At 56.7% G+C, this 11,115-nt stretch carries 10 protein-coding genes and 1 pseudogene; 3 read left to right on the top strand and 8 right to left on the bottom strand.

All coding sequences use genetic code 11. From position 1 onward, the window contains the following. Positions 1-187: 187 nt before the first annotated feature. A complete protein-coding gene (locus tag IP65_RS20435; protein ID WP_156306813.1) occupies positions 188-1,498 on the top strand; it encodes a hypothetical protein in 1,311 nt (436 codons plus the stop codon). A 7-nt stretch (positions 1,499-1,505) separates the two neighbouring features. Here IP65_RS20435 and IP65_RS20430 read toward each other — a convergent pair whose 3' ends face one another. The 4 genes from IP65_RS20430 to IP65_RS20420 all read right to left on the bottom strand — a co-directional run bounded on the left by IP65_RS20430 (position 1,506) and on the right by IP65_RS20420 (position 4,332). After that, on the bottom strand, positions 1,506-2,762 hold the full coding sequence (locus IP65_RS20430; protein ID WP_156306811.1) for a hypothetical protein: 1,257 nt from the start codon (positions 2,760-2,762) through the stop codon (positions 1,506-1,508). Between the two features lie 94 nt (positions 2,763-2,856). Beyond that, positions 2,857-3,069: a hypothetical protein gene (locus IP65_RS21585; protein ID WP_133726856.1), complete on the bottom strand. Its 213-nt coding sequence runs from the start codon at positions 3,067-3,069 to the stop codon at positions 2,857-2,859. Between the two features lie 35 nt (positions 3,070-3,104). Further along, positions 3,105-3,905: a hypothetical protein gene (locus tag IP65_RS20425; protein ID WP_156306809.1), complete on the bottom strand. Its 801-nt coding sequence runs from the start codon at positions 3,903-3,905 to the stop codon at positions 3,105-3,107. 61 nt (positions 3,906-3,966) lie between these two features. After that, complete coding sequence (locus IP65_RS20420; protein ID WP_133726858.1) at positions 3,967-4,332, bottom strand: DUF6152 family protein; 366 nt, start codon at positions 4,330-4,332, stop codon at positions 3,967-3,969. Between the two features lie 529 nt (positions 4,333-4,861). Between IP65_RS20420 and IP65_RS20415 the strand changes: the two genes are divergently transcribed. Together IP65_RS20415 and IP65_RS20410 are read left to right on the top strand one after the other, a co-directional pair. Beyond that, positions 4,862-7,231, top strand: a complete 2,370-nt coding sequence (locus IP65_RS20415; RefSeq protein WP_054132879.1) for a TonB-dependent receptor — start codon at positions 4,862-4,864, stop codon at positions 7,229-7,231. 66 nt (positions 7,232-7,297) lie between these two features. Further along, a complete protein-coding gene (locus IP65_RS20410; protein WP_197279314.1) occupies positions 7,298-8,665 on the top strand; it encodes a DUF4185 domain-containing protein in 1,368 nt (455 codons plus the stop codon). 77 nt (positions 8,666-8,742) lie between these two features. Here the strand turns inward: IP65_RS20410 and IP65_RS22285 are convergent, their stop codons facing one another. The 4 genes and pseudogenes from IP65_RS22285 to IP65_RS20400 form a co-directional block, all read right to left on the bottom strand. Continuing rightward, the gene (locus tag IP65_RS22285) at positions 8,743-9,477 is read right to left on the bottom strand and encodes an MATE family efflux transporter (RefSeq protein WP_369801323.1); all 735 of its coding nucleotides are present in this window, start codon (positions 9,475-9,477) and stop codon (positions 8,743-8,745) included. Between the two features lie 44 nt (positions 9,478-9,521). Beyond that, a complete protein-coding gene (locus IP65_RS22280) occupies positions 9,522-9,830 on the bottom strand; it encodes an MATE family efflux transporter (RefSeq protein WP_369801324.1) in 309 nt (102 codons plus the stop codon). Between the two features lie 49 nt (positions 9,831-9,879). After that, a pseudogene (locus IP65_RS22275) lies at positions 9,880-10,128 on the bottom strand (MATE family efflux transporter); the annotation flags it as partial. A gap of 155 nt (positions 10,129-10,283) precedes the next feature. Further along, positions 10,284-10,835, bottom strand: a complete 552-nt coding sequence (locus IP65_RS20400) for a GNAT family N-acetyltransferase (protein WP_082350296.1) — start codon at positions 10,833-10,835, stop codon at positions 10,284-10,286. Positions 10,836-11,115: the final 280 nt, after the last annotated feature.

Here is an 11,115-nt window from a genome sequence, read left to right as displayed (position 1 = left end):
CACTTCAGGGGGGCAGAATTGTGTTTGCAGCCTTTCGGCATCACTTTGGTACGGGAATATGCTTCAGAAAAGCCGGGCGAAAATTCCGACAAAATGCTGCAGATGGAGTTAATAGATATAGTCGATTGGCTATGCATTGACTCCCGAAGGCCATCAGATAGGGTTCAACTCAAGGAGGCCCTTCCAGTTGACAGAGCCTGTTGCAGAAGACCCGTTCCACACTCCGACAGAGCAGATCATGGCCGAGCAATCGGCGCGTTTTCGTGAAGTGCTTGCTACTGACGGCCGAGCCATCAAGCTGATCCAACTGTTCGACTATCTCGTAGCTCGATCATCGGAATCGCGCGCGCCCAAGGAGGTCGAAATCGCGATGTCCGTGTTCGACAAGAGTGCGGATTTCGATACCTCTCAGGACTCCACAGTCCGCGCTTATGTCTATCGATTGCGCCAAAGGCTGGAGGCTTTCAACGCCGGTACCAGCGGGTCGCGGCTGCATATCCCCAAAGGCGAATACCGGCTCCTGCTGCTTCAGGCGGCCGACCACACAGAGCCCGGTGATACTCCGTCCCCCGCCGTCATGCCAACCTCAGCGGGCGGGCAGCGGGTCGGAATTGCGCTTGGTATGGCTTTTGTTGCAAGCGCCCTTCTGTGGCTGCTGCTATGGGGGGGGAGTGCCGGTCGTACACAGCATGCGGTGCCTCCCCTCGCTCAAAGTCAGCTTTGGAAGCCCATCGCGGCTCATCCGCATTCCCCCATCATTGCCGTCAGCGACTTCTATATGGTGGCCGAAGGCGGCGGCGATGGACAGATCGCTCGCCTTGTGATGCATTCGGGAATCCAGTCATCGCTCGATCTGGACGCCTATCTGGGGCAACGTCCACAGCTTTACTCCGCACTGCATGATCGCGACATCTATCGCATTCCATCAAGCATTGCGATGGCTGCGGTGACCACATTATCGTTGGCCGGCGAGGTGAGGCAGGATCATGCGATGGGTGACATCGTTCCCGTATCGAAAATCTCGCAAGACCTGATCGATACACGCAATGTCATCTATGTTGCGCCATTTTCGCAGTTAGGGAAACTTCGTTCACCAATTCTGCCCATCCTGGGTTACGCGCCGGGTTCAGACTTTGAAGAAATCAGGGATACGGCGACCGGACAGACATTTCGTGCAAAAACGGACTCTGCCACGACATCAAGCCAGAAACAGGCGGGCACCGCCATGGGCTACGATTATGGCTATGTCGCCAGTTTTCCAGGCCCTGCCGGCAACAGGACGATCGTGATCGCCGGCATCGAGGACGCTGCATTGGCGCAGATAGTGCGCATCGTTGCCGACAAGCAGCAACTCGATGCCATTTCCCGACATATCGGCCCAGCGGCAGCTTTCGAGGCGCTTTTCCAGTTCCGAACCGTTGGGGATCTGGTGTTCGAGACCCGCCTGATTAACTCACGGCTGCTGAAACTCGCACCGGGCGGCACAGTACATCGTTAAAACGATGCTATTCGTCGGGCTTTGTCTTATCCCACATGTGCCCTGAATTCAACGGGCGCGCCACGACCAGGGTGCTGCCATAGGTTTGATCGAACATGGTGCGCACCTGATACAGCGCCTCGAACGCAGACAGGTTGCCGCCCAGTTGGTGGCGGAGACGCTCGATCATGGTTACATCGGTAACAATCTCGGCCATCTGCCGTACCGCAGCATCACCAGTGCCGGAGACAATCACAACCGAATGGCCGGACGGCCCTGGAAAGCTCGCCAGATAGCCGTAGTCGCGTCGCGGAACGGTGCCATCGGTAAGCACATAAGGGCTGTCGGAAGCAAAGCGCCGAGAGGATGCCTTGTCGATAAGGTCAAAGCAATGCGAACCACAGCTAAATCCCGAAGCTTCCAGAAGCGGGGTGCGTAAGAGGTTCGACATTTCGTCCAATGTCCCAACATAGACAATATTCGAAGCCTGCATCATGGTGGGATCGAGCCTGAACGATGTCGTCGGCTGAATTGTTGATATATGCAAGTACGACGCTAAGATGCCAACAGAACCCATAACCTTATCACTGACCGTATAAAGACTCTGATCCCTAAGTTCTTTATAAACATACGGTCTGGAAGAGGTATATTTGTAGAATTGGTCTGTTGAATTGATATTAAGGTCGTGAACGATATCATCATCCTTCACGCCGCTTGAAACTTTGGCGAAGGCGAAGTGATCCCCTATTACCAGATAAGTCTTGCGCTTGCTTGCAGCGATAGCGCCCCATAGCGGCGAGCGGACCAGCGCCCGCTCAGGCGCCCATTCATGATCCATGTAAAGCCATGCGGCCACGCCATTAATAAGCACCAACGCAGCAATCGCCATCCACAAGAGCGGCACCCGCCGGAGCTGTGCGGCAGAGGCTTCCTGATGATCGACCACCTCGACCGGGTCGTCCGGCGCTGTCAACTGGAGCGCATATTCGCCGGGCGGTATGATAAGGCGCCGACCGATGCGCCCCTCATAAAACGCATCCAGTTTCTTGCGCAGGCGGTAGACGCCGACACGTACCCGAGATCCCTGATGGCCGGTTGCCATCAGGTCGTTGGGAAAGATCTCGGTGGCAATGTCGGTTTCGCGCGGTCGTTGGCCTTCTATCGAGCATTGCAGCAAGTAATCAAAAATGCGTAGCAGCGTGTCGGACCGATTTGACGCGATGGACTCTCGGACCTTTTGGCCTTCCGCGAACAGGGCCTGGGCATCTTCGTCGGAAGCGTTCATTGCCATCGGCGCCATTCGTCTTGCGCCAACTTTGTCCGCCTAGCCACGTTCATCAACTTCCAGAGACAGTCCGACGCATTGCCGAACTGCCGCCTCAATAGTACCGATGCGGGACAGATGTTTGATATTCCTTCATATGTTTCCATAAATTTGCCCATGCCGACAAACTACCCAGATATATGAGTTTATCAACCACTCGATCGGTTTCACGTGCAACCATTACAGCCATCGTCGTGATGCGGATCTGCGCCGAACGATCCAGTTCGCTGGTATGTCGACTGTGCGGCGAAAGCAGGATCGTTGCCATCCAACGGTGCGGACAGTAACGATGCTAGGAACAAATTACTTTGGCTCGAAGGACACCGTCCCGTCAGGATTTATCTTTTCCAGGCTGTGATCGCAGACATATTCGGGAATGCGGTACTTGTGGTTGCGCTTGTATCGCCACGTCCAGCGATAAGGCGATTTCAGATAGGCGGGATCTTCGATCGAGAAATCAATCCGCATCTTGTCAGGTCCAGTGATCTGGTATCGTTCGGTCACCACCATTTGGTCGCTGTGCGGGATTTCGAAAAACTGCATACTCTCTTGCAGTCCACGGGTGGTGACAACAAGCGTTTTGTTCTCCCAGCGGGCGGAGGAAAAGCCATAGAACGTCGGCTCCAGATCGCCCCGCTTGGGAAAGGGCGCGTTCATATAGATCCGCCGGGTCTGCATGTAGAGTTCTGCCAACACAGTGACCTGTCCCGGCGTCTGAAGAATCTGGATCGGGTAGATTGCCTGCATGATCGTTGGCGTGCCTTCCGGCAGGCACAGTGTGCTTGAATCCGCAAGCGGCTTGCCTGCATCCAGAGCCGCCTGCCGCTTGGCCCGCAGCGCCTTCCACTCGGCGGCAAAAGGCTCCTTGAGGTTTGGCCCCGGCCGTGGCGGAGGCATGTCCTCGGCCGCACCTGCACCGCCTTCCTCAAATGGGCTTGGGTCTCGCTCCCAGACGCCGGTCAGGTTATGTTCGGCGCTCATGATGGCGTTATCGGAAACACGCGCAAGGGCATGGGCAGGCTTAACCTCCGCGGCGATCGCGGTGGGAGCGGTGAGCAAAATCGACGCAGATACCACGAGCCCGGATACGTTCTGAATCCGCATGTAAGCGGTAGACCTTTCATTGAAGTGATTGTTTCGCCCTGAAGATTTTACCGGAGAGCGGTTACCATGCCTTCAGGACCTTGCCGCCCAGCAAGGTGACGGTCTTTAATGCGCCGCCCGGTCTACCATCACGCATAGGGAAAAACGCCACATCAACTTTATCGCCGGCCTTCAAGGTATCGAACTTCCATCCGTTGTCGCGCATTCCGGAAGGACTGCTGCATTCAAGAGTATAATTTGTGTTTCCGCTCTTGATCACCACGTAGACGTGCGGGTTTGACCACTGAAATTGGACCACGGTCGCGGCTTTGAACTCTACGGTCTTATTCTGATCGAACATGGCGAACGAATGGTGAGCCGATGCGGGCTGTACTGCCGCCAGCAAACCGGCAGCAATGACAGCAATACCGAATTTAACTTTCTTCATCTTGATCTCCATTGTCGCGGCGAGAATTGCGCGGCCGGATCGAACGCTCCGGCGCCTCGCGCCGGGCATCGCTCCGCAGCCGAGCCGTTTCCCCCACACATCCGCCGACCTGGCAGCCGATCTGCCTCGCAGGCTATGTCAGATGCGCACGTCGGAGAAAGCGCGAAGCCGTGGTGTAACCGTTTGACCGTTGCTTGCTGCTGCAAACTGACCGAAATATGGGCGTCTTTCTGGTTAACACCCTGTACGGCAGGTAACATTCAGCCGGCATGGGCAAACGTTTCCGAACGGGTTTCAATGCGATTTGACTATTTACAATCGCGCAACAAAATTCAGAAATTTTCGCTGCACGTTACTCATGGGTAACGATGTCCACCTGAGCCGAAACCAGTTGCGCAGCCTGATTGCAGGCGGCTCCCAACTCTCCCGCTTGCTCCGGCGAGCCAATTTTCAGGCGTTGGATGTCTGACCGCAGAGTCGGCCTGAGCCCATCAAAACCAAAACACTTATCACAGGGAGTAAAAAGAAATTGAGCAGCGATCTCATAGCAGCGACGACTTGTCGTCGATCCAAAGCCATTTTCGCAGCGATATCCACGAGCGGCATTAGGCCGTTCCGCCCGGTGCTGTTGGCGGGGGCAGCGCTTGCGCTGACCAGCGGCACAGCAGGCGCGCAAACTGCCGACCGGCAGGACACTTCCAATACCATTCTGTCGCAGACTTCGGACATTGTCGTTTCGGCCCGGCGCAAGGATGAAAAGCTGACCGACGTGCCCGCGTCAATCACGGCCCTCTCGTCCGACTACATCAAATCGCAAAACATCCAGAGCTTCTCTGATTACGCGACCCGCGTTCCGAATCTAAGCTTTCAGTATGGTCAGGGCGGCACGCTACAATGGGCAGGTGACCGCCAAACCACGATCCGCGGGGTCGCCGGAGCAGGCACGACATCCTATTATATCAACGACACGCCGGTCCCCTCGTCCGTCAGTCCTTTGACGCTCGACATTGACCGCATGGAGGTGCTGAAAGGGCCACAAGGTACCTTGTTTGGCGCCAGTTCGATGGGCGGCAATCTACGCTTCATCACCAAGAAACCCTCGTTTAGCGAGACCTCGGGTTCTGTCCAAGTCCAGGGCGGAGGCACCAAGGATGCCGGCTTTGATGGACAGGGTAATGCCCAAGCCAATTTCGTGCTGGTGCCCGGCAAACTCGCGTTGGACGTTGCAGCCGGTTACAGGCATGATTCAGGCTTCATTACGCGAACATTCCCCGATGCTTCCGGCCGACTGGTTTCGGTTGGCGGTCAAGGAGGCAATGACGTCTTGGCAGGATCGGCTACATTGCGAGCCAAGCTGACAAATCGCCTGGAGGTCACAGCATCAGTCATCGGCCAATCCGACATCCTGCACGGCTTCCCCGCTGCATATGTGCCGCTGCCCGGGTATCGCCCCCTCTCTTATATCTCGAACCGCGATGCCGACGTTCAGGAGTACTCGCACGACAGCTGGGGCCTTGGCTCCCTTGTCCTGAACTATGCTGGTCAGGGCTTCTCGGTGGTGTCCTCGACAAGCTTTTTTATGCGCAGGATCAGGCAGCTGGAAGATGATACCGAAGGCAGCAACCTGTGGCTTGAGCAAAATTTCGGATCGGATTTCGGGCATCCGGTGATCACCGCCTATTCTTTGAATAAGGAGCGGCGCTTTACGCATGAAGACCGCATTTCCTTCGACGAGGGCACATTGTTGCCGCACTTGTCAGGAATCGCGGGTGTTTATTACCAGCACCAGTATTCCAGTGCAGATGTTCCGGTAAACCATGTTCCGGCATTGGCAGCCGCTGGCTTCGAGCCGGATTGGTTTGGCGCTAACTTGGGCATCACCCGCTCCAATGACTATGCAATCTTTGGCGAAGTTTACTACGAAATAATTCCAAAGCTGACAGTTACATTGGGAATTCGCAAATATTGGAACAAAGCTAGCGGCGACGCATCAATGAATACCGGCATACTCTTTGACGTAAATGGTCAGTATAGCCCTGCCGTTAGCGACAAGCAAAGCGGTTGGGTTCCCAAGGCCGTGCTTTCGTACAAGGTCGGGGACCACGGAAATGTCTATGTTTCCGCATCAAAGGGGTTCCGTCCTGGTGGCAGCACGGCGCTGCTGCCCGATATTTGCAATGCAGACCTGGCCAATCTCGGACTCGATAGCGACAAGGTCAGGCAGTACCGGTCCGACACGCTCTGGAATTATGAGATTGGTGCGAAGAGTCGCTTTGCCGGAGGCCGGATCAATGCTTCCGCGGCGGCATTCCAGATCGACTGGAGCAATATCCAGCAATCCACGATCCTTCCGACCTGTTTGTTGTCCATCACCACGAACGCCGGTAAGGCACGAATACGAGGCGGTGAACTGGAGATTTCCGGCCGACCGATTGCCTCCATTCCATTCTCGATCCAGGCCGGCCTGGGGTACACCAATGGCGTCCTGCTCCAGCCCGGCGTGCTGCCGATGCCTGCGAACAGCCCGTTGCCGCAAATGCCAAAATGGAGCGCGACCGTATCTGGCTATTACGAAAACCAGATCGACAATACGTTCACGTTCTTTGCTGCTGCCGACTACAGTTACTCCGGCAGCACAAAGGTGCCCGACGGTGCCGGTGGCTTCTATACGCGTCAGCCGATCAGCATGATCAACGGCAATATGGGACTGAGCTTCGGCCGCTCGCAGGTGATGGTCTTCGTGAAGAACCTGATGGATAAGCGGCTCAACTACGGCGATCAGCCCGCCTCCAGCTTCGACCGGCAAGAGCTGCTTGCCGACGGAACATATCAACGCCTGCCGCGGGCGGTCGTCAGCCGCCCGCGGCAGATCGGCATCCAGTATCAACTTGATTTTTGAATTCATGGACAGCGGCGGGACATTTCCCGTCGCTGTCAAAACCGGTTGCTCCAGGAGACGCACATTATGTCGGCGCGACGATCTTTCATAAAGCAGGTGCTGGCAGCAGCGGTGACGGCAGGGCAAGCTATGTGGGCGGGCGGCGCACTTTCCCAAGGGCCTAACTCCGGTGAAGGCCGCATTTCCGGCCTCAATCTGCGCGATGCGACGATTTTTCGCCTGCCCGGCATGGGCGATGGCTATAAAATGACATGGGGAGCCGATGGCCAACAGTTCATCGTGCAGAACGATGGCATTGGTTTCACGACGAAACCCCGAAGGTTCTACAAACGCTCGCTTTGGAAACTGGATGGACACCCCCCTGCTCTCACGGTGGACGAAGTACCGGGCTACCCGGCTGTCGATCACGTGGCAGGGCCGGAGGATGTTCCTCATTATCATGGCCACGGTCTGCTGGCGGTGCATGGCCGGATCTATCAATCACTTGGCGCGCTGGACCGGGCACAGGGCCGGCTGCGTCACTGGAATGCGGCCAAGTTGATCTACTCCGATGACGGTGGCCGCATCTGGCGCAATCAGGATGGCAGCACGCCTGTTCGCGACGAGAACTGGGCAGAGCAATCGCGCTCCCGGCTTGCCTTCTATGACGAGCCGGACGGCTGTTTCTCTCTGTTGAGTTTTCTGCAAATGGGGCAGGACTATCGCGCCAACCGTGATGGCTACATATACGTATACAGCCCTAATGGAAACACCGAGGGGCTGATGAATCAACTGATGATGTTCCGCGTCCCGATCGCACAGATGCTGGAGCGCACCGCCTATGAATTCTACGCGGGTCGTACGGCTGAAGGCGCCCCGGTCTGGCGCCCAGAGATTGAGGCACGTCAGCCTGTCCACATCTTTCCCGAGGGCTGGGTCAATCGCACCAGTCTTTTCGAAGGCGACATCGTGGTTGAAACCTGGTTGCCAAGCGTTGTCTGGAACGAACCGCTTGGAGTTTACATGATGGTCAGCGCCGGTACCGGCTGTGCGTCCGATGGAACCGAGTTCGCACAGCCCGGCTATCTGGGCTTCTGGGTTTCAGACACCCCTTGGGGACCGTGGCGGCGTGTTCATGAGGATCGCGCGTGGGCTCCGGGCGGAAACACCGATGGGCGGCCCTATTCGCCCCAAATCGCGCCGCAATGGCTCGCGCCTGACGGCAAGTCGCTATGGCTGGTATGGGCCGATCTCCAAGGCATCAGGAGCCTCAGCGATCCTGCGCCAATCGGCTCGTCGGCACAGGAACCTGACCTTGAGCCGCAAGGCCCTTTGGCCGAAGCGGAAATGATGCGCCAGGCGATGCCGCTGCTCAGATTCAACGCGGAACGCATTGATTTGATTTTCAGTACATGCCGGATGCAATCAGAACAGGAGTGTATCGCGGCCAAATAGGAACATTTGACGGTTTGGTAAACGGAGCAAAGGTCTCGGATCTCCGGGCGTGATCCCACGTAAATTGCGATCAATCCTTAAACGATACCAGCGCCAAAATTCAAACGGGCAATACGCGACAGCCATCGCATGGACAGCAAGATCGCCACGAAAGCCAGCCCGGTTGCAAGCCCGATCCAAATGCCGGCACCTGCCAGCGGCGTGCGCGTAGAAAGCAAGTATCCGGTTCCCATCCCTACCAGCCAATAGCCCAACACCGGCACCGTCATGGAATAGCGCGTGTCATGCAGCCCTCTGAGCAAACCCGCATTTACCGCCTGCGTGGTGTCCATCAATTGGAACACCCCAGCAATGTAGATAAATTTGGTGGCCAGCAGCACGACCTCGCCGTTTCGCGGGTCATGCAGATCCAGGAAAAGCGCGATGCGGTTGCGCGGCAATGCCGCCAGCGTCAGCGCGGATGTCATCGCAAAGGCGAGGGCAAAACCAAGCGCGATCCATCCGGCCCTACTGATGGCCACCGCATCCTTGCGGCCATAGGCGATCCCGACCCTGACCGTTGACGCCTGGCTGATGCCCAGCGGAACCATGAAGCATAGCCCCGCAATCTGATTGGCAATAGCATGGGCCGCCAACGAGGAACGTCCAATTGTTCCCATGAGAAAGGCAGACGCGTTGAACACCGTCACTTCCATGGCAAATGTAACGGCGATAAGGCGCACCAAGGCGAAGCATGGTGAGGAGCCGGGGCCAATCCGCAGCCCAGAAGCGGCCAAAAACGTGAAAGCGTTGAAACTGGCGATCTCGCACAATGACCGTCACCAGAGTAAGCAACATGGTCAGTGATGTCAGGCTGCTAGCCAGTCCTGCGCCGAAAAGGCCAAGGCGGGGCAGACCCAGGTGCCCCAATATGAGGCACCAGCAGAAAATTGACGGGCAGCGCAGCGACAGTGATGATTACGCCCCAAAGCGGACGTTCCATCGCGCCCAGAAAATGCCGGAGCCCATAGAACCACATATAGGGCAACAGTGCCCATTGCAGGCCCCGCAGAAGCATCTGAGCCTGGCCTGCAAGGACCGCATCCTGCCCCAGTGCCAGAAGGATCGTGGCTGCGTGCCACAGGGCAATCCATATTGGCACGCAAAAACCGGCCGTGATCCACATTCCCTGACGGGACTGTGCGCCGTATTTCCCTCACCGAATACTTGTTCTGCCCTCGCTCGCGGGCAATCATCGGGGAAATCGCAGTCGCCAGCCCAATCCCGAAAATTTGAAAAGCATTATACAGATTCGTCGCCAGCGCACCCGCAGCAACCGCGTCAGAACCCAGATGGCCGATCAGAAAAAGATTGCCTGCCGCAATCAGAGGCCATGCCAGATTGCCAATGATGAATGGCGCCGCAAGGCTGAAAAGCGCCTTGGCCTCCGATATGACTGGTTCAGAACGCCAGACAATCAGCATACTTTCTGTCCCTCCGATTGCCCAACCAAACGCGATCAAGCCAAGGATTGAAGCGACGCGGGTTCAGTGAAGAAGCCGTATCGGCAAGGCGGAGCGCCTGGCGGGTGTGGGCAGCGCGATCGGAATGCATGGCGACCTGCCGGTCTGAATGGTTATCAGGTAGTGGCAACAGAATTACCGTGCGACGGCCATTCCTTGCGCAGCATCGCATATTGGAACGTATTTTCGAAAATTGGCTGACCATCAGCGTCGTCGATGAAGGATGCAAACTCCAGAAATAGGCCTTCGCGCCGCATCCCCAAACGCTCGCATAGCCGCTGCGATCGGACGTTGTCGTCTTCGACATAAGCGTAGATACGGCGAACACCTTGGCTTGAAAAAAGGTTGTCGATCAAAGCCCGGGATGCTTCGAAGGCGAACCCCGCGCCCGTATGATCGGGATTGAAGTGCCAACCTATCGAAACTGTATCGCCCTCCCGCTCCATAAACAGGTCCCCGATCAGTTGCCCAGTATCCTGACGGCAGACAGCGACATAATCCCCGGCCGCGGCACGATTGCGTGCTTCGGCTTCTGCGGCAATCTCGTCGGCCACCGCCATGGAAGCGAAACAGGAAACACGCGGCTTGTGCAGATAGGCAAAGAGTGCCGGACCATCGCCCTCGCGGAACTCACGAAGTGTTAGCCTGTCAGTTGTGGCAACAATCATTCGGTTTCCTCTTTTCCCCGTTGCCGTCGAGAATGGTCAAAGGCCGGCGTTTTGCTATGGGAACGCTTGCCAGAGAACAAAGCGCAGGCCACAAAGCCTGAGCAATGTTACCCTATTTGCTGCGGCTCGATCAGAATACGCGGGGAACCTAGCTCTGCCACTTGCCTTCGGTTGTCGAGCGCAAAAGCAAAATGCTCGACCGCCCGCAACAGCATATCCTCGGTTTTGTCGACCAGCGCAGGTCCGGCCTCGATGTAGATCTAGATGGGGTAACGGTCCG

Origin of the sequence: Novosphingobium sp. AAP1, assembly GCF_001295765.1 — a bacterium.
In the GTDB taxonomy this organism is placed as follows: domain Bacteria; phylum Pseudomonadota; class Alphaproteobacteria; order Sphingomonadales; family Sphingomonadaceae; genus Novosphingobium; species Novosphingobium capsulatum.
This window is presented reverse-complemented; position numbering and strand designations above follow the sequence as displayed.

What these genes read in the sequence shown, in the direction of transcription:
- IP65_RS20430 (WP_156306811.1), bottom strand. Translation starts at nt 2,762, where the DNA reads ATGAACGCTTCCGACGAAGATGCCCAGGCCCTGTTCGCGGAAGGCCAA.
- IP65_RS21585 (WP_133726856.1), bottom strand. Translation starts at nt 3,069, where the DNA reads ATGGCAACGATCCTGCTTTCGCCGCACAGTCGACATACCAGCGAACTG.
- IP65_RS20425 (WP_156306809.1), bottom strand. Translation starts at nt 3,905, where the DNA reads ATGCGGATTCAGAACGTATCCGGGCTCGTGGTATCTGCGTCGATTTTG.
- IP65_RS20420 (WP_133726858.1), bottom strand. Translation starts at nt 4,332, where the DNA reads ATGAAGAAAGTTAAATTCGGTATTGCTGTCATTGCTGCCGGTTTGCTG.
- IP65_RS20410 (WP_197279314.1), top strand. Translation starts at nt 7,298, where the DNA reads ATGTCGGCGCGACGATCTTTCATAAAGCAGGTGCTGGCAGCAGCGGTG.
- IP65_RS22280 (WP_369801324.1), bottom strand. Translation starts at nt 9,830, where the DNA reads ATGTGGATCACGGCCGGTTTTTGCGTGCCAATATGGATTGCCCTGTGG.
- IP65_RS20400 (WP_082350296.1), bottom strand. Translation starts at nt 10,835, where the DNA reads ATGATTGTTGCCACAACTGACAGGCTAACACTTCGTGAGTTCCGCGAG.